This is a genomic window from Methylobacterium sp. M6A4_1b (assembly GCF_053345175.1).
The window spans coordinates 47,627-64,559 of the sequence record NZ_JBKEZQ010000012.1 but is presented as its reverse complement, the minus strand read 5'-3'; the positions used below and the strand labels follow the sequence as shown (position 1 = coordinate 64,559).

The following is a 16,933-nucleotide window of genomic DNA, read 5'->3' as shown; positions in this document are numbered from 1 at the left end:
CGCATGGTCCGGTGGCCGAACGCCACCCTCCAGGATCCTTCGATGCTGCGCGAGATCGTCCTCGACACCGAGACCACCGGCGTGGACGCCAAGAACGGCGACCGCCTGATCGAGATCGGCTGCGTCGAGCTGATCAATCACGTCCAGACCGGCAAAGTCTTCCACAAGCTCGTCAATCCGACCCGGCCGGTCTCTCAGGGCGCCTTCGCGGTGCACGGGATCTCGGATGCCATGCTCGCCGACAAGCCGCTCTTCGCCGACATCGTCGACGAATTCCGCGATTTCTGCGGCGACTCGCCCCTGGTGATCCACAACGCGCCCTTCGACGTCGGCTTCCTCAACATGGAATATGCCCGCCTCGGCGCGTCCGCCCCTCCGCCCATCGACCTCGCCGACGTCGTCGACACCCTGCAGCTCGCCCGCCGCAAGCACACGGGGGCGGCCAACAACCTCGACGCCCTGTGCTCGCGCTACGGCATCGACACCACGCGGCGGACCAAGCACGGCGCGCTCCTCGACGCGCAGATCCTGGCCGAGGTCTATGTCGAGCTCCTCGGCGGCAAGCAGACCAGTCTCGGGCTCGCCATGACGGAGGTCGAGGAGGTGGTGGTGATCGGGGATGCCGGCGAGGCCGTGCCGGTCGGCCCGCGCCGGCTGCGCCACCGGCTCGGCGAGACCGAGCGCGCCCGACACGCGGCCTTCATCGCCACCCTCGGCGGCGGGGCGGTCTGGGGCGACTACCTCGGCGGGGAGGAGACGGCCTAGGGGCCGCCGAGCCTGCCCGCGCAGGCGCGGATCCGCCGTCCCACCGAACAGGTCGCGCGATGCTGCGATGCATCGTGCCGCCCATGTTGCATCGCAGCAAAGATCTCCCATATACCATCCTGGTGGATGGTAGCGGGAAGGTACGATGCTCGATCTCGAGGACAAGCCCAGGGCGCCGATCCGGGTCGGTGACACCGAGAAGATCACGATCAATCTCGGTTACGTCGACCTCGGCCACATCGATCTTCTCGTGTCCGAGAGCGTCTACGCCAACCGAAGCGACTTCATCCGCACGGCCGTGCGCAACCAGATCGCCCGCCACGGCGACGTCACACGGCAATCCGTCGCCCGCAAGGGGGTCGAACTCGGCCTGCGCCGCTACGAGCGGGCCGAACTCGAGGCGGCCCGCGCCAGCGGCATCCGCCTCGACATCCGCGTCCTCGGGCTCGCCAGCATCGCGCCCGACGTCAGCCCGGAACTGGCCCGCGACGCCATCGCGTCGATCGAGGTCATGGGGAGCCTGCAGGCGACCCCGGGCGTGGAGGCGGCCCTCGCCGACCGCTTTCTCTAGACTGCGTCCCAACCCGCGTTCCCGACCTCATGGTTCGACACCCCGTCGAGCCGGAAAGCGAAACCCATGACCGATTCTTCGAAGACCGACCCTTCGAACCGGATGCAGAACCGCCTCGCCGACATGATGGAGGCGACGCGCCTCACCGCCGCCGGACGCCTGCAGGACGCGACGGATCTGCTGCAGCGCGGCTTCGCCGGCGCATCGGCCGCGTCCCGGCCCCAACCGGGGCACACCGCTCCGGCCGCCGAACCCCGCACCATCGACCTGGTGGCCGAGCGCATCGAGACCGGTCCCGCCGGCGACCGGTCCGGGGCGTCGGTCAAGCCCGCCGCGGATTCCGCCTCCAGGCCGGGTTTCTCCAAGCCAGGTTCTTCCAAGCCAGGTTCTTCCAAGCCGGGTCCGGCCGCCGGCGAGGAGGCCGGTCTCGCCGCCATCCTGCCGGAGAAGCTGCGCAAGGTCGTCGAGACGGTGACGCGGGGGATCGCCCCGGTGCTCGGCGGCCTCGGGAAGGCCGGGCACGGCATCCCGAACCCGGGCACCCCGGGTCCCGCAGGCTCCGGTCTTCCGGGCGGGGGCCTCGTCGGCAATCTCGGCACCCTCGTCTCGGGGCTGGCCGGCGGCCTCGGCGCCTCGGGCATCAACCAGGCCCGCGCGCCCCTTACCGAAGGCGGCAGCTTCACCGAGCACAGCTTCGCCAACGCGGCCGGCGCGCGGGACTACAAGCTCTTCGTTCCCAGCGACGCCCGTCCCAATCTGCCGCTGGTGGTGATGCTGCACGGCTGCACCCAATCGCCGGACGACTTCGCCGCCGGCACCGGCATGAACGCCCTCGCCGAGGCCGAGGGCTTCCTCGTCGCCTATCCGGCCCAGAGCGGGCGTGCCAACGGCCAGCGCTGCTGGAACTGGTTTCAGCCCGTCGACCAGGACCGGGATTCCGGCGAGGCCGGGATCATCGCCGGGCTCACCCGCGCGATCATCGCCGAGCACCGGGTCGACCCGACTCGCGTCTACATCGCCGGCCTGTCGGCGGGCGGCGCCGCGGCGGTCAACATCGCCCGGGTCTATCCCGACCTCTACGCCGCGGTGGGGATCCATTCCGGCCTCGCGGCGGGCTGCGCCCGCGACGTCTCCACCGCCCTCACGGTGATGCGCCTCGGCCCCGTGGCCGCCGCCGATTGCGCCGTGTCCACGGTGCGGGTGCCCACCATCGTGTTCCACGGCGAGAGCGACGGCACCGTCAACCCGCGCAACGGCGAGCAGGCGCTGGCCCAGGCCGGCATCGACGGGCTGACGCCCGAGGCGGCCGAGGCCGTGAGCCCGGGCGGCCTGCCCTACACCCGCACCCGCTACGCCGACGCGGACGGCCGGGTCGCGGTGGAGGGCTGGATCGTGCGCGGCCTCGGCCATGCCTGGTCCGGCGGCAGCCCGGCCGGCAGCTACACCGATCCGCGTGGACCCGATGCGGCACGGGCGATGCTCGACTTCTTCCGGGCCAATTCCCTGGCGGCGGGCCGGGCCTGAGCGGTCCGGCGGATCAGCCCACCGCGACGTTGTCGATGAGGCGCGTGCGGCCGAGATAGGCCGCCGCCAGCACCCGGGCCGGCCGGGTCGCGCGCTCGACCGGCACCAGCGTCTCGGCATCGCGGACCTCGAGGTATTGCACCGGCTCGAATCCCGCCGCCGCCAGCGCAACCCGCCCCCTCTCGATCAGGGGACCGGCGCCCGCGCCGGCCGCGAGGTCCGCGGCGATCTCGGACAGGACGGCGTGGAGGCGCGGCGCGCGCGCCCGCTCATCGGGCGCGAGGTAGCGGTTGCGCGAGGACAGGGCGAGGCCGTCCGCCTCCCGCAGGGTCGGGACGCCGAGGATCTCCACGGGCAGGTCGAGGTCGCGCACGGCGCGACGGATCACCAGGAGCTGCTGGTAGTCCTTCTCGCCGAAGAGGGCGCAGTCCGGCTGGACCTGGTTGAGGAGCTTGGTCACCACCGTGGCGACGCCGGAGAAGTGGCCGGGCCGGTGGGCGCCGCACAGGCCCTCCGTGAGACCGCCGACCTCGATCCGGGTCGAGAAATGCGCGGGGTACATGCCGGAGACTTCCGGCAGGTAGGCGGCAGCGACGCCCGCCTCCGCCAGCTGGGCGAGGTCCGCCGCGGTGTCGCGGGGGTAGCGCGAAAAATCCTCGTTCGGACCGAACTGGATCGGGTTGACGAAGATGCTCGCCACGACGCGCCGGCCGAGGCTGCGCGCCCGCGCCATCAGGGCGATGTGGCCGGCATGGAGCGCCCCCATCGTCGGCACCAGCACCACCCGCTCGCCGGCAAGGCGCCAGGCGGCGACCTCTGCGCGCAAGGGAGCGACGGCCGTGAACCGGAGCAGGGGAGTGGGATCGGACATCGGCAGCTCGTCCTCGGCAGACCTTCGGCGGGACCCCGGCAGGGGAATCGCGCCTCGGGCGCGAGACCTAGTCGCATCGCCGCGCGGATGCCAGACGCCTCAGGGGCAATAGGGCCGCAGCGGCCGGCCGTAGGGATCGTCCACCCCGAGGGGCGGGGTGAAGCCGTAATAGCTCGGCTTGCCGAGGCCGTAGGCCGAGCCGACATAGCTCGGGTCGCCGGGTGCATCGGTGGGGATGGGAACCCGGCGGGGAATGCAGCCGGCCAGCCGCCGGCGCGGCACCGGTGCGCGGTGGATCACGCCGCCATCCTCCTCCGCCCGCGGGAAGTAGCGCGGCAGGCCCTTGGGCTCCGCCGCGTAGCCCTCGGCCGCGCGGCCGGGGGTCGGGAAGGTGAGACCACCGAAATCCGCCGCACCGGCGGGGACCGTGACCAGCCCGGCCAGGAGCACGAGCGCCGACACCGGGCCGCCCCGTCTGATCGCCACATTGCCACGCCGCATCGGGTCCACTCCTCGCCGGACGAGGGTGGCAGGCAGGCGTGAACCGAGCATTAACCATAAGTCTCCGCGATGACCCGGCCGATCGCCGCGTGGGCGGCGTCGCGGGCCTCGCTCGGGGCGTCCGATCCCGTCAGGTAGACCGCCGCCACCAGGGGAGCCCGGGCCGGCGGGCGCAGGAGCGCCACCACGTTGGCGGTGCCGTTCGCTCCGCTGCCGGTCTTGTCGCCGACACCCCACGCTGCCGGAAGCCCGGCTCGAAGACGCTTCGTCCCGGTGCGGGAGGCCGTCATCCAGCCCTCGAGCCGGGCGCGGCCGGCCTCCGTCAGCGTCGGGCCGAGGAGGATCTTTGCGAGACTCGCCGCCATCGCGGCGGGACGGGTGGTGTCGCGGGGATCGCCGGGCACGGCCGAATTCAGAGCGGGCTCGGTCCGGTCGAGGCGGGTCGCCGGGTCGCCGAGGTCCCGGCACCAGGCGGTCAGGGCCGCGGGCCCGCCGAGGGCGCCGAGCAGGAGGTTGGCGGCGGTGTTGTCGCTCCAGACCATGGCGGCCGCGCACAGGGCCTCCACGGACATCGCCCCGGCCTCCGGGCCGCCCGCCTTCAGCGCGCCCCCGGTGACGGGCGCGTAGGCGTCGAGGTCGGCTTCGCCATAGGCGAGTCGCCGGTCGAGCCGTTCACGGCCGGCCTCGACCCGGGTCAGGATCGCGGCGCCGAGGAGCAGCTTGAAGGTGCTGCACAGCGGAAAGGCGGCCTCGGCGTCGTGCAGCAGGGCGGGTCCGCCGCCCGAGTCGAGGACGGCGATCCCGGCCCGGCCGCCGAGTCCTCCGGCGATCCGGGCGAGCGCCGCCTCGGCCTCGGCGAACCGGCCGGCGGTTCCGCGATCCGGCCGGGCCTGCGCCGCGCCCGGCCGGGTCAACGCGGGCAGAAGGGCACCTGCCCCGAGGACGGTCCGTCGCGTCAGGCGCATGGAATTCCAGGAGGTCGCGGCGAGGTCACGGTGCGGTCCGCGCCCGTCCGTCGAGGGGGGCGAGGCGGGCGGACGCCGCCGCGGCCGGCGCTGCCGCGACGACGGGGCGTCCCAGGGCGCGGGCGAGGTCCGGCAGGTCGGGCGCCGCCGCGGTGCCGGGCCCGTACAGGCTGGCATCGAGAGCCTCGAGGCCCGCGGCGATCGCCGGGTCGGCGCGCCAGGCGCGGGCGAGGTCCGGCTGCTCCAGGAGCACGGGATCGAGCTGGGTCCGGAAGGCCCGTGCATCCCGGGCCGCGGCGGCGCGGCCCAGCGCCCTGCGCGTCCGGGCGTCGAGGCGCCGGCGTCCGGGGCGGCCCCCGGGGCCGAAGCCGAGCAGGACGAGGCCGAGCCCGAAGGCGCCGAGGGCCGCCGTCGCCACCACGAGGGGGGAGGCCGGCAGGACGGGTTTCGCCTCGTCGTCCCGGTCGGGCAGGCCGCCGCCGATCTGGCGGGCCGGGATCTCGGCCTCGCGCAGGGTCCGCGAGACGGTGTCGAACCACGGGATCACGATCGCGTCGAGGGGAATGATCTCCGCGATCGCGGGGCGCACGTCCCACTGGTAGGTCACGCGGGCCACGGGTCCGGCGGGGGTGATCAGGGTCTCGCGGGTGACCGGCCCGGCGAAGGTGAGGATGCCGCGGGTGCGCATCACCGGGCGGGGCGGCAGCCCCTCGGCGACCATGCCCTGCGCCTCCAGGGTGACGATGCGCCGGGTGGTCTCGCCGAGCTTCACCGTCTCGGGATCGGGGCTCCAGGAATCGGTGATCGTGACGTCCTTGGCCGGCAGCCACCACGGCTCCTTGGCGTCGGGGCCGCCGACGGGTTTCGTCCAGGTGGCGACGGGCAGCGTCACGGGGGCCGAGGGCACGTCGACGACGACCCGCTGGCCGCCGTCGTTGACGGTGAGGCGGTGCAGGAACGGATCGATGGTGAAGTCGCCCGGATGGTGCGGGAAGATCGCCACGACCCGGTCGAAGGCGATCGCCACCTGCCCGTCGGGCAGGCGGGTCTTCGACCAGGCGTCGCGGCCGAGCTGCGTCCAGCTGAAATTGGCCAGCGACGGCTGGATCACCTCCTCCAGCAGGATCGGCTGCCGGTAGACCCCGTGGATGCGCAGCAGTACCATCTCGCGGGAGAACGGATCGGCGTTGCCGTTGCGCTCCGGGGTCACCGTGAGGGTGAGGTCGCCGGGGCCGATCTCGGCGCGGGCGGGGAGGGGGGCGAGGAGCGTGAGGACGAGGGCGAGACGCGCCGCGACACCCCTCCCCCACGGCGAGTTGGGCCTGCCCGACTCGCGCACCCCGAGGCAGATCTCGGGCTTGCCCGAGGTCTGTGGGGGGAGGGTCGTCGCGATGCGGTTCGGCACACTCACCATGGGTTGCTCCCCCCCGGCACGGCGGTGCCGGCCTCCACCCGCGCCGCCTGCTCCGCCTTCAGGCGCAGCTTGAGATACCGTCCGGGATCGTCCGGCAGGGTCTGCAGCCAGAGGCGGTCGGGGCGGATCTCGTGGGCCTCGAAGCTCTTCGTCACCCGGCGCACCTCCCGCTCGGGGGCCGCCGCGACCATGGCCGAGCCCGCCCCCGTGCGGCCGCGCCCGGCCGCGTCGCTGGCCGAGCCGCGGGCCTCGCCCTTGCCGGAATCCACCGAGACCTGCTCGGCCTTGCCGCGCCGGGCGACCTTGCTGTTGCCCGGCGTCGAGGAGGTGGTGCCGCCCTCCTTGTTGCCGGCCAGGCCCTCGCCGCTGGAGGTGGCCTGGGTGTCGTCGTTGGGATCCTGGTTCGAGGTCTTGTTGTAGCGGGCGCCCACGGTGGCCGTGGCGTTGGCGACGCCCCCGCCCTTGCCGGGATCGCCGGCGCCCTCGTCGACGAGGCGGGCGATCAGCGAGCGGTTGGCCTGCGCGTCGGCGTCGCGCGGGTTGTACTGGAGCGCGGCGTCGTAGGCGTCCAGCGCCCCCTGCAGGTCGCCGGCCTTCGCCAGCGCGTTGCCGAGGTTGTAGCTGTTGCGCCGCCCGCCGTTGCGGAACAGGGCGGCGGCCTCGTCGTAGCGCCCGGCCTGATAGAGGGCCGGGCCGCGCCAGGCCGGATCGTCGAAGACCCGGGCGGCGGCCCCGGGCAGGCCGGCCCCCATCAGGGCGCGGCCGAGGCGGGTGCGCGGCTGCGCCGTGGCGGTGAGGCCGAGGATGCCGGCGCCCGCGAGCCCGAGGGCGGCGAGGCGCGCCCAACGGGTCCATCCGCGGGGAAGGACGGGCAGGCGGGCGGACAACGAACCGGTCGCCATCAGGCGCTCCTGCGGAACAGGACGAGGGCCGGCAGCAGGGCCAGCAGCACGAGCCAGCGCCCGAGATCGGCGAAGGCCAGCACGGTGTAGCCCCCGGCGGCGAGGTGCTGGGCGGTGCTGGCGCCCACCGCGTCGAGGACCGGGGCCGGGCTGTCCAGGAGGGCGAAGCGGCCCGCGCCGGCCTCGGTCAGGCGTTCGAGGGCGCCCCGGTCGGGCCTGGGCGAGCCCGCCGGCAGGCCGGGTCCGGCGGGCACGAAGAGACCGTGCAGGTGCCAGCCCTTGGCCCGGATCGCGGCCGCCTCGCGCAGGGCCGCGTCGCCGATGCCGTCACCGTCGGTGAGGAGGACCACGTCGCCCGCGATCACGCCGGCCTCCTCCAGGGTGCGGCGGGCGAGCGCCAGGCCGCGCTCGGGATGGGTGCCCCGGTCCGGCACGGTGTCGCCGTCGAGGGCGAAGAGGGTCGCGGACAGGGCGTCCCGGTCCGTGGTGGGGGGCGCGGCGAGGTAACTGTCCCCGGCATAGACCACTACGGCGACGCTGCGGGTGCCGGCGGCCTCGGCGGCCCCCTGGGCGACCTGGCGCACGTCCTTGAGGTGGCCGCCCTCCGCGATGGAGCGCGACAGGTCGACCACCACCACGGTCGCGTCGAGGTTGCGGAAGGTGGCGGCGTCCGGGCGCTCCACCGCCGGGCCGGTCAGCGCCAGGGCGACGAGTCCGGCCGCGATCGCCGCGGCGAGGTTCGCCTGCCGGCGTCCGCCGAGCACCGCCCCGCGCCGGTCCAGCAGCGCCATCAGGCCGGGATCGACGGCCCGGGTCCAATCCCCGAGCGGGGCCGAGCGCCAGGCGGCGCGCAGCGCCAGGGCGGCCACGAGGGGGATCGCCGCCAGCCACCAGGGCCGCAGGATCGCGGAGGTGGCGAGGATGGTGTCGAGGAAACTCATGCGGTCCGCCGCGACGCGAGGAGGCCGGCCGCGGCCAGGAAGGCGAGGGCGGCGGGCCAGGGCCAGAGGTCCTTGCGCAGGGGCACCGGCGGCGCCTTGGCGCGCCCGCCCTCGATCGCGTCGATGGCCTCCGCCATGGCGACGAGGTCGTCGGTGGTCTTCACGCGAAACATGCGGCCGCCGGTGAGGTCCGCGATGTCCCGCAGGGTCTCGGTGTCGACGACGTCCTGCTCGCCGTCGGCGTTGGAGAGGTCGCGGGGACCCAGCGCGATGGTGTGGACCCGGACGCCGAGCTCCTTGGCGAGGCCGGCCACGTCCCGGGGCGTGGTCTGGCCGGCATTGTTGGCGCCGTCGGTCATCAGGATCACCACCTTGGCGGTGGCGACCGGCGCGCCCTCGACCTCCGGCCCCGCCGGGGTCAGGCGCTTGAGGGCGAGGCCGAGGCCGTCGCCGATGCCGGTGGAGCGGCCGACGAGGCCGATGGTCGCCTCGTCGAGGGCGCGGGCGACGGTGGCGGTGTCGAAGCTCGGGCTCGCGGCGACGTAGGATTCGTTGGCGAAGATGACGAGGCCGATGCGGTCGCCGGCCCGGCGGCGGATGAAGTCGGTGCCGACGCGCTTGACCGCGGCGAGCCGGGTCACCGTCTGGCCGTCGAGGGCGAAGTCGCGCCGCTCCATCGAGCCCGAGAGGTCCATCACCAGCATGATCTCGCGGCCCGAGGCCGGCAGGGCGGTGGCCGGCAGGATGAGGCGCGGCCCCGCCAGGGCGACCACCAGGGCCGCCCACAGGGTCCAGACCAGGAGGGTGCGGCCGCGCCCGCGCGCCGCCACGCTGTCGCCGCGGGCGGCCTCGGCCACCAGGGAGGGGGGCACCCGCAGGGCGCCGCTCGCCCCGACCCGCTCGGGCGGCATCAGCCGCGCCGCCAGGAGCGGCAGGGGCAGGAGCAGGAGGGCATAGGGGCTCGCGAGGTCGAAGGCCGAGGCGAGGCCGGTGAGCCAGTGCGGCAGCATTCCGTCCAGCATGGCTCAGGCCCCGATCCGGGCGAACAGCCGGGCGAGTTCGGCATCCACCGCGCCGGGCTCGGGCGCGCCGCGCTGGTAGAGCCCCTCGGCGAAGACGCGGCCCGCGCCGGCGGTGAAGAAGGTCGTGGCGAAGAGACGGTCGAGGGCGGTGGCCCAGGCGATTCCCTGCGCATCCGCCGCCGCGTCGCCCTGGAGGGTGCGGGCGAGGCGGCGCAGCAGCTGCGCCTGCGCCACCCGGCGGCGCTCCGGCGGCAGGGCGCCGGCGGCGGCGAGGTCGGCCAGGGCCGCGCGCCGGACCGAGCCGCGCCGGCGCGCCCGCAGCAGGCGCAGCAGGCCGAGGACGAGGGCCGCCGTGAACCCGAGCGCGATGGCCAGCATCACCGCGCCCTGCGCCCCGCCCGTCTCGGCGGGCAGGTGCAGGCCGCGCAGCTGCTCGAGCCCCGCCGGGGCCTCGGGCGTCACCGTGCCGCTCCCGGTCGACTTAAGACCCGAGAGCCTGGCGCCCTACAGCATCGCATCGAGGCGCTCCATCAGCGGCGCGTAGGCTTCCGGACCGGCCTCGACGTCGAGGCGCAGGCCCGCGATGCCGCGCTGGGCATAGGCGACGAGCCGGGCATCGGTGCCGGGTGAGGCCCGGTCGGCCCGGCTCGCCTGCACGGTGCCGCGCCGGCCGTCCGGCGTGGCGAAGGGGTAGAAGCCCGGCGGCCGGGCGCGCTCGAAGGCGTCGCTCACGAGGACGAGGCGGATCGACAGGCGCTCGGCCATGATCGTCAGGAGCGGGTCGAAATCCGTGCCCGGCGCGTCGAGGGCGCTGCCGATGACGAGGTGGCCGCCGGAGGGCAGCAGGCTCCGGGCGAGGGTCAGGGCCGGCGCGAGGGGCGGGTCCTCGGCGGCGCCGTCGGCCAGGGCGCGGGCATGGGCCAGCGCCAGGGCGCCGGTGAGCGCGGTCATCGCCCGCTCGCCGCCGGCGGGCCGCACCACCACGGGCTCGCCGGCACCGATCGCGACGAGGCCGATGCGGCCGCCGTCGCCGGCGATGCGCCAGCCGAGCAGGACCAGGGCCTCCGCCGCCGCCACCGAGCGCAGGGCGCGGCGGGTGCCGAACAGCATCGAGGGCCGCATGTCCGCCAGCAGCACCACGGCGCGGTCGCGCTCGTCGTGGTGGGTGCGCACGTGCAGGATGCCGGTGCGGGCGGTGGCGTTGCGGTCGATGTGGCGGCGGTCGTCGCCCTCGGACCAGAGGCGCACGTCGTCCGGCTCGGAGCCGCGCCCGCGGCGCCGCGTCACGATCCCGCCGGGCAGACCCGCCAGCGTCCGGGTGGCCGGGCCGGAGCCGCGCCGGGCGAGGTGGCGCAGACCCATCAGCGCCTCGCCGGACAGGTGGATGCCCGGCGCCATCAGCGGGTCGGTGCCCGGCGGGTCGGCGGGGGCCGGGCTCGGCACGGTCATGGGCGCGCTCAGAGCGCCCGCACGCGCTGGACGAGGCCGCGGATGATGCCCCGGGCCGTCTGGCCCTCGGCGGCGGCGCGCCAGGTCAGGCCGATGCGGTGGGCCAGCGCGTCCGCGGCGAGCTCCGCCACGTCCTCGGGGATGACGTGGTCGCGGCCGCGCAGGTAGGCCCGCGCCTTGCCGGCCACCATCAGCGCCAGGGTGCCGCGCGGGGAGGCCGGGTGCTCGATGGCGGCGCGCAGGTCCGGGGCCGCCGCGTCCGTGCGGGTCCCGGCGACCAGCCGCACGAGGTAGTCCTTGAGGGCGGGCGAGACGTAGACGTTGAGGGCGGCCGCGCGGGCGGCGCGGATCTCCTCGACGGAGAGCCGCACCGGCATCGCCTCGGCGTGGTGGTTGAGCTCGCCCTCCACGAGATCGAGGATGCGGCGCTCGGCGGCCTCGTCGGGCATCTCCACCAGGACGTGGAGGAGGAAGCGGTCGAGCTGCGCCTCGGGCAGCGGGAAGGTGCCCGCGTGCTCGATCGGATTCTGGGTCGCCACCACCATGAACGGGTCGGGCAGGGCATGGGTGTGGCCCGAGACCGTGATCTGGCCCTCGGCCATGGCCTCGAGCAGCGCCGACTGCACCTTCGGCGGCGCGCGGTTCACCTCGTCGACGAGGACGAGGGAGTGGAACAGGGGACCGGGCAGGAACGCGAAGTCGCCGGCATCCTGGCGCCAGACCGTGGTGCCGGTGAGGTCGGCCGGCATCAGGTCGGGGGTGCACTGGATGCGGGCGAAGCTGCCGTCGAGCCCGTCCGACAGGCGCTTGACCGCGCGGGTCTTGGCGAGGCCGGGGGCGCCCTCGATGAGGAGGTGGCCCCCGGTGAGGAGGCCGATGAGGAGGCGCTCGACCATGGCGTCGGCGCCGATGAGCCCGTGCAGAAGGCCGTCCCGGAGCGCGAGGATGCGTGCCCGCAGGGCGGCGTCCACGGGGGGGGCGCCGGTGGCCGGCCGTTCGGCGAGGGCCGCGCCGCTCATGCGGACGGGCTCGCGTCGGCCGGACGGAGCGCCCGGATCATGTGTGGGGCCGGAACGGTGGGCCGGTCCATGCGCGTCTCCTCGGAAATGTTTTTTGGGTCGGATTCTTGCGTGATCCGCCGCCTTCGGGTGTGCCCGCTGCGCGGGGCGGGCGTCAATCCCGCCCCGGCATCCGCGAGGCCGCAGGGCACCGCCCGGGCGCCCTGTCCGAACACAACTTTGCGGGCGAGGTCTGCGGGGAACCTTGTCCGTTCCGGCTCAGAGCGCTTTCGCCTGGGGGCCACGCCCGCGCAGCACCCGGCGGCCTTCACGGGACGAAATCCTGACGATCGGTCAGGGCTGTGCCGGGACCTCCCCGACCCCCGACCGGAAACGGTGCCGTCCGCGACCGCGAACCGGCGTCCGGCCCCGTGCGTTCCCCCGGTCCCCGCCGGAGGCGCCGCCCGTGACCACCGATCTCTTCCCCCGCTTCGCCGCCCCCTGGATCGACATTCCGGCCGGGCGCTTCTTCGCCCGCATCGGCGGGCCGGAGGACGGGACGCCGGTGCTGCTCCTCCACGGCTTCCCGCAGAGCCATGCCTGCTGGCACCGGATCGCGCCGGCCCTCGCCGAGCGCCACCGCGTGATCTGCCTCGACCTCAAGGGCTACGGCTGGTCCGCCGCGCCCGAGGGCGACCCGCGCCACGAGGCCTACGCCAAGCGGACGATGGGCGCCGAGGTGGCGGCGGTGATGGAATCCCTCGGCCACGTGCACTTCGCCCTCGTCGGGCACGACCGGGGCGCCCGCATCGGCTACCGCCTCGCGCTGGACGAGCCGGGGCGGATCGCGCGCCTCGCCCTCCTCGACATCCTGCCGACCCTGGTCCAGTGGGAGCGGATCGAGGCCGACCCGCGCAAGCCGTCGCCGCATCGGTCCTCGCACTGGCACTTCCTGGCCGGGGCCGCGCCGGGACCCGAGCAGGCCATCGGCCGCGATGCGGATTCCTATTTCGAGGGGCTCCTGCGCGATTGGAGCGGGGACAAGTCCCTCGAGGCCTTCGCCCCCGCCGCTCTCCATCTCTACCGGCAGGCCTGGGGCGTGCCCGAGCGCATCCATGCCTTCTGCGAGGATTACCGGGCGGGCGCCACCCGCGACCGCGAGGCGGATCTGGCGGACCTCGCCGCCGGGCGCCGGCTCGCCTGCCCGACCCTGATCCTCACCGGCGACGGCTACCTCGACCGCGGCGCGGAGACGCCGCTCGCCGCCTGGCAGCGGACCTTCGCGCCGGGCGCCGTCGCCGCCGAGGTCGCCTCCGGCCATTTCCTGGCCGAGGAGAACCCCGAAGCGACCCTGGCGGCGCTGCAAACCTTCCTGGGGTGAACGCGCGGATGGTCCCTGCGGTCGCGATGGCGGCGAAGGGACAGGGCCAGCCCGTGATGGACGAAAGCCAGCCGTGGAACTCCGGTATTCTGAAAAGGGTTCCAATCAGTCGAACAAAGTTTCGGTCTCGACTGACATTCCAGAGCAGAGCAGAAATAAAACGAGGGATTAATCTTTGATTCAATCAAGGCGTGTACGAAGCCGCGCTGAGCATCGGACGTTGGCGCGATCCGGGGTGGATCCACGCCGATGCGGTATCGGAGAGCTGTGGTGCGCGCCTTCAACGACCTCAAGATGCTCGGAAAAGTCTTCGTTCCGAGCGTGATTCTCATGCTCGTGGCCGTGGGACTGGTGTTTCTGGCCTGCACCAGCCTCGCCGATCTCAATCGGAACACGAAGGAGATCACGGATCTGCATGCGACCCGGGCGCTCGTGGCCCAGGACATGGCCCTGGCCGTCAAGGACGCGGTGATCGCGGAGAAGAATATCATCATCGAGACGGATATGGCGGTGATGCAGGACGAAAACGCCAAGTATCGCGCCCGGCCAAAGGCGGCCTTCGCGGCGATCGATCAGCTCACCGCCCTGGCCGATTCCCCGGAGCGCCGGAGCGTCAACCTCGCCATCCGCGCCGATCTCGAAACGTTCTTCGCCGCCGCCGACCGCTCGATCGCGCATGGCCTGCGCAACGAGACCGAGATGGCCGCCCGCATGTCCCGAAGCGAAGTCGCCCCTGCCAGGGACAACGTGACCGGGACCCTGGCGGCCCGTGTCGTGAGTTTCAAGAGGGATCTGGAGGCGGCCAGGCAGCACGCCGCCGAGACGGCGGAGCGCGCGTCTCGCAGCCTCGTGGTGACCGCAGCCATCGGTCTGACCCTCGCGGCCGGTCTCCTCGTGCTGATCATGGTCTACGGCGTCACCCGTCCGCTCGCCCGCATCACGGCGGCGATGGGCCGTCTCGCCTCGGGCGACCTCACGGTGGCGGTCGAGGGCACCGCGCGCCGGGACGAAGTGGGTCAGCTCGCCCGCTCGCTGCAGGTGTTCAAGGACAACGCCACGGAAACCCGCCGCCTCGCCGCCGCCCAGGCCGTCGAGGACGAGGCCAAGATGCGCCGCGCACAGCGCCTCGACGCCCTCACGAAGCGCTTCGAGTCCAACGTCTCCGCCCTGACCCAGGGCCTGGCCGGCGCCGCCACGGAGATGGAGGCCACGGCCCAGTCGATGAGCAGCGTCGCGTCCCAGACCAACCAGCAGAGCGTGATCGTCGCGGACGCCGCCGAGGAGACCTCCGCCAACGTCCGCACCGTGGCCGCCGCCAGCGAGGAGATGTCGGCCTCCGTGCAGGAGATCGTGGGCCAGGTCAGCCTGTCGGCCCGCATCGCCGATCAGGCCGTGGAGAACGCGTCCCGCACCGACGCCACCGTGCGGCGCCTGGCCGGCACCACGGAGCGGATCGGCGCGTTCGTCGAGGTGATCTCCGGCATCGCCGCGCAGACCAACCTGCTGGCGCTGAACGCCACCATCGAGGCGGCCCGCGCCGGGGAGGCGGGCCGAGGCTTCGCCGTGGTCGCCACCGAGGTGAAGGAACTCGCCAGCCAGACCGCCAGGGCCACGGGCGAGATCGGCGAGCGCATCGCCGAGATCCGCAGCGCGACCCAGGAGGCGGTGACCGACATCGAGGCCATCGGCCGGATCATCGCCGAGATGTCGGCGCACGCCGCCTCGATCGCCGCCGCCATGGAACAGCAGGGCGCGGCGACCCAGGAGATCACCCGCAACGTCCTGGAGGCGGCGCACGGCACCGACGCGGTCACCACGAACATCGCCGGGGTGCGCGAGGGGGCGGGCCAGACCGGGGCCGCGGCCTCCCAGGTGCTCGGGGCCGCCCAGGAACTCGCCCGGCACTCGGAGAGCCTGACCCGCGAGGTCGGGAGCTTCCTCGCCGACGTGAAGGCGGCCTGAGCGGGGCTTCGAAGACGGCCCGAGCGGGGCTTTGGCGGCTCCTCAGGGTTGACGCCCCTGGCGGTTGGCGGGAAGGAGAACCCACCCTTCAGACGGATGCGCGGCCCCTCCCGGAGGCGGGACGGGCCGCGGCCGCCGCCCGCACGAGAGCGAACCCCGCGCATGACGACCTCCTTCCTGCCGATCGACCGCGCCGTGATCGCCCGCGAGGCGGCCAAGATGCTCCTCGAGATCAAGGCGGTGCATTTCTACGCGGACAAGCCCTTCACCTTCACCTCGGGCTGGGCGAGCCCGGTCTACATCGACTGCCGCAAGATCATCTCGTATCCGCGCCTGCGCTCGACGCTCAACGACTTCGCCGCCGCCACCATCGTGCGCGACATCGGCTACGAGTCGATCACCCACGTGGCCGGCGGCGAGACCGCCGGCATCCCCTTCGCGGCCTGGATCTCGGACCGGCTGATGCTGCCGATGCAGTACGTGCGCAAGAAGGCCAAGGGGTTCGGCCGCAACGCCCAGATCGAGGGCGAGGTGGTGGAGGGCGCGAAGACCCTGCTGGTGGAGGATCTGGCGACGGACGGGCGCAGCAAGGCGCTGTTCTGCAAGGCCCTGCGCGACGCGGGCGCCCAGGTCGATCATTGCTTCGTGATGTTCTTCTACGACATCTTCCCCAACAGCCGCGAACTCATGGCGGATCTGGGCATCCAGCTGCACTACCTCACCACCTGGTGGGACGTGCTGGCGGTGGCCAAGGAGAGCGGCCATTTCGACCCGAAGATCCTCGCCGAGGTCGAGAGCTTCCTGCACGAGCCCGCCAAGTGGTCGGCCGCGCATGGCGGCATCTCCGACTACCCGCAGGCCTGATCCCGGCCGCGCCGTCATGGTCCCGTCACGGGACCGCGTCAGGGCAGGACGATGACCCCCTTCCTGTCCGGGCCGCTGCCCGAAGCCGTCAACTCGGCGATCAGCCTCCTCGTCGCCTTCGGGCTCGGCACCCTGATCGGGGCCGAGCGCCAGTACCGGCAGCGCACGGCGGGCCTGCGCACCAACGTCCTGGTGGCGGTGGGGGCGGCCGCCTTCGTCGACCTCGGCATGCGGCTCGAGGGCTCGCGCGGCGCCGTGAGCACCGTGGCCTACGTGATCTCGGGCGTCGGCTTCCTCGGCGCCGGCGTGATCATGAAGGAGGGCATGAACGTCCGCGGCCTCAACACCGCCGCGACCCTGTGGTGCTCGGCCGCCGTCGGCGCCTTCGCGGGGGCCGACTTTCCCCTGGAGGCGACCTTCGTCACGGCCGCCGTGCTCGCCGGCAACACCCTGCTGCGGCCGCTGGTCAACGCGATCAACCGCGCGCCCATCGACGAGAGCCAGACCGAGGCGACCTACGAGGTGCAGGTGACGGTTCAGGCGGAGGCCGCCGGCCCCTCTCGCGACCTCCTGGTCGAGCGCCTGGAAGCGGCGCAGTACCCCGTCGGCGGCATCGAGGTGGTGGAGCGGGGCGAGGACACCGTCGAGGTGGTGGCGACCCTGGTGGCGACGGCCGTGGCCGGCGCCGAACTCGACGCCGTGGTGGCGGAGCTCGGGCGGATGCCCAGCATCGAGCACGCGACCTGGTCGGTGCAGACGGCGGATTGAGGGACGCGCGGGTGCGCCCGCACACCTCGGCGCCG

17 protein-coding genes are annotated in these 16,933 nt (G+C 73.8%); 7 read left to right on the top strand and 10 right to left on the bottom strand.

The annotated features are described in order from the left end of the window. Positions 1 to 42: 42 nt before the first annotated feature. From dnaQ to ACLBWX_RS13625, 3 genes are all read left to right on the top strand, one after another. Positions 43 to 765: a DNA polymerase III subunit epsilon gene (gene dnaQ / locus ACLBWX_RS13635; RefSeq protein WP_447677666.1), complete on the top strand. Its 723-nt coding sequence runs from the start codon at positions 43 to 45 to the stop codon at positions 763 to 765. 145 nt (positions 766 to 910) lie between these two features. Beyond that, positions 911 to 1,336, top strand: a complete 426-nt coding sequence (locus tag ACLBWX_RS13630; RefSeq protein ID WP_447677591.1) for a CopG family transcriptional regulator — start codon at positions 911 to 913, stop codon at positions 1,334 to 1,336. 66 nt (positions 1,337 to 1,402) lie between these two features. Beyond that, a complete protein-coding gene (locus tag ACLBWX_RS13625) occupies positions 1,403 to 2,860 on the top strand; it encodes an extracellular catalytic domain type 1 short-chain-length polyhydroxyalkanoate depolymerase (protein WP_447677590.1) in 1,458 nt (485 codons plus the stop codon). 13 nt (positions 2,861 to 2,873) lie between these two features. On the opposite strand, the gene panC is transcribed toward ACLBWX_RS13625, so the two are convergent. The 10 genes from panC to ACLBWX_RS13575 all read right to left on the bottom strand — a co-directional run bounded on the left by panC (position 2,874) and on the right by ACLBWX_RS13575 (position 11,944). Further along, complete coding sequence (gene panC / locus ACLBWX_RS13620; protein WP_447677589.1) at positions 2,874 to 3,731, bottom strand: pantoate--beta-alanine ligase; 858 nt, start codon at positions 3,729 to 3,731, stop codon at positions 2,874 to 2,876. 99 nt (positions 3,732 to 3,830) lie between these two features. Continuing rightward, positions 3,831 to 4,232: a hypothetical protein gene (locus tag ACLBWX_RS13615; protein ID WP_447677588.1), complete on the bottom strand. Its 402-nt coding sequence runs from the start codon at positions 4,230 to 4,232 to the stop codon at positions 3,831 to 3,833. 50 nt (positions 4,233 to 4,282) lie between these two features. Then, complete coding sequence (gene bla / locus ACLBWX_RS13610) at positions 4,283 to 5,197, bottom strand: class A beta-lactamase (RefSeq protein WP_447677587.1); 915 nt, start codon at positions 5,195 to 5,197, stop codon at positions 4,283 to 4,285. Between the two features lie 25 nt (positions 5,198 to 5,222). Beyond that, the gene (locus tag ACLBWX_RS13605) at positions 5,223 to 6,611 is read right to left on the bottom strand and encodes a hypothetical protein (RefSeq protein ID WP_447677586.1); all 1,389 of its coding nucleotides are present in this window, start codon (positions 6,609 to 6,611) and stop codon (positions 5,223 to 5,225) included. Further along, complete coding sequence (locus ACLBWX_RS13600) at positions 6,605 to 7,513, bottom strand: tetratricopeptide repeat protein (protein ID WP_447677585.1); 909 nt, start codon at positions 7,511 to 7,513, stop codon at positions 6,605 to 6,607. The genes ACLBWX_RS13605 and ACLBWX_RS13600 overlap by 7 nt, the downstream gene beginning before the upstream one ends. Further along, complete coding sequence (locus tag ACLBWX_RS13595; RefSeq protein ID WP_447677584.1) at positions 7,513 to 8,454, bottom strand: vWA domain-containing protein; 942 nt, start codon at positions 8,452 to 8,454, stop codon at positions 7,513 to 7,515. Before ACLBWX_RS13595 ends, ACLBWX_RS13600 begins: the two co-directional genes overlap by 1 nt. Then, a complete protein-coding gene (locus ACLBWX_RS13590; RefSeq protein WP_447677583.1) occupies positions 8,451 to 9,476 on the bottom strand; it encodes a VWA domain-containing protein in 1,026 nt (341 codons plus the stop codon). The genes ACLBWX_RS13595 and ACLBWX_RS13590 overlap by 4 nt, the downstream gene beginning before the upstream one ends. A 3-nt stretch (positions 9,477 to 9,479) precedes the next feature. Beyond that, complete coding sequence (locus ACLBWX_RS13585) at positions 9,480 to 9,938, bottom strand: DUF4381 family protein (RefSeq protein ID WP_447677582.1); 459 nt, start codon at positions 9,936 to 9,938, stop codon at positions 9,480 to 9,482. Positions 9,939 to 9,980: 42 nt separating this feature from the next. Beyond that, a complete protein-coding gene (locus ACLBWX_RS13580) occupies positions 9,981 to 10,925 on the bottom strand; it encodes a DUF58 domain-containing protein (RefSeq protein WP_447677581.1) in 945 nt (314 codons plus the stop codon). An 8-nt stretch (positions 10,926 to 10,933) separates the two neighbouring features. Further along, positions 10,934 to 11,944, bottom strand: coding sequence for an AAA family ATPase (locus ACLBWX_RS13575; protein ID WP_447677580.1), 1,011 nt, complete (start codon positions 11,942 to 11,944; stop codon positions 10,934 to 10,936). Between the two features lie 445 nt (positions 11,945 to 12,389). On the opposite strand from ACLBWX_RS13575, the gene ACLBWX_RS13570 reads away from it, so the two are divergent. The 4 genes from ACLBWX_RS13570 to ACLBWX_RS13555 all read left to right on the top strand — a co-directional run bounded on the left by ACLBWX_RS13570 (position 12,390) and on the right by ACLBWX_RS13555 (position 16,898). Continuing rightward, positions 12,390 to 13,304: an alpha/beta fold hydrolase gene (locus ACLBWX_RS13570; RefSeq protein WP_447677579.1), complete on the top strand. Its 915-nt coding sequence runs from the start codon at positions 12,390 to 12,392 to the stop codon at positions 13,302 to 13,304. Positions 13,305 to 13,574: 270 nt separating this feature from the next. Next, positions 13,575 to 15,266 carry a methyl-accepting chemotaxis protein gene (locus tag ACLBWX_RS13565; protein WP_447677578.1) on the top strand — a complete coding sequence of 564 codons (1,692 nt, stop codon included), beginning with the start codon at positions 13,575 to 13,577 and terminating at the stop codon, positions 15,264 to 15,266. Positions 15,267 to 15,428: 162 nt separating this feature from the next. Next, positions 15,429 to 16,130: an orotate phosphoribosyltransferase gene (locus tag ACLBWX_RS13560; RefSeq protein ID WP_447677577.1), complete on the top strand. Its 702-nt coding sequence runs from the start codon at positions 15,429 to 15,431 to the stop codon at positions 16,128 to 16,130. 51 nt (positions 16,131 to 16,181) lie between these two features. Continuing rightward, positions 16,182 to 16,898, top strand: a complete 717-nt coding sequence (locus ACLBWX_RS13555; protein WP_447677576.1) for an MgtC/SapB family protein — start codon at positions 16,182 to 16,184, stop codon at positions 16,896 to 16,898. Positions 16,899 to 16,933: the final 35 nt, after the last annotated feature.

Coding starts and splice junctions, on each gene's coding strand:
- dnaQ (WP_447677666.1), top strand. CDS start 43: ATGCTGCGCGAGATCGTCCTCGACACCGAGACCACCGGCGTGGACGCC.
- ACLBWX_RS13630 (WP_447677591.1), top strand. CDS start 911: ATGCTCGATCTCGAGGACAAGCCCAGGGCGCCGATCCGGGTCGGTGAC.
- ACLBWX_RS13625 (WP_447677590.1), top strand. CDS start 1,403: ATGACCGATTCTTCGAAGACCGACCCTTCGAACCGGATGCAGAACCGC.
- panC (WP_447677589.1), bottom strand. CDS start 3,731: ATGTCCGATCCCACTCCCCTGCTCCGGTTCACGGCCGTCGCTCCCTTG.
- ACLBWX_RS13615 (WP_447677588.1), bottom strand. CDS start 4,232: ATGCGGCGTGGCAATGTGGCGATCAGACGGGGCGGCCCGGTGTCGGCG.
- bla (WP_447677587.1), bottom strand. CDS start 5,197: ATGCGCCTGACGCGACGGACCGTCCTCGGGGCAGGTGCCCTTCTGCCC.
- ACLBWX_RS13605 (WP_447677586.1), bottom strand. CDS start 6,611: ATGGTGAGTGTGCCGAACCGCATCGCGACGACCCTCCCCCCACAGACC.
- ACLBWX_RS13600 (WP_447677585.1), bottom strand. CDS start 7,513: ATGGCGACCGGTTCGTTGTCCGCCCGCCTGCCCGTCCTTCCCCGCGGA.
- ACLBWX_RS13595 (WP_447677584.1), bottom strand. CDS start 8,454: ATGAGTTTCCTCGACACCATCCTCGCCACCTCCGCGATCCTGCGGCCC.
- ACLBWX_RS13590 (WP_447677583.1), bottom strand. CDS start 9,476: ATGCTGGACGGAATGCTGCCGCACTGGCTCACCGGCCTCGCCTCGGCC.
- ACLBWX_RS13580 (WP_447677581.1), bottom strand. CDS start 10,925: ATGACCGTGCCGAGCCCGGCCCCCGCCGACCCGCCGGGCACCGACCCG.
- ACLBWX_RS13575 (WP_447677580.1), bottom strand. CDS start 11,944: ATGAGCGGCGCGGCCCTCGCCGAACGGCCGGCCACCGGCGCCCCCCCC.
- ACLBWX_RS13560 (WP_447677577.1), top strand. CDS start 15,429: ATGACGACCTCCTTCCTGCCGATCGACCGCGCCGTGATCGCCCGCGAG.
- ACLBWX_RS13555 (WP_447677576.1), top strand. CDS start 16,182: ATGACCCCCTTCCTGTCCGGGCCGCTGCCCGAAGCCGTCAACTCGGCG.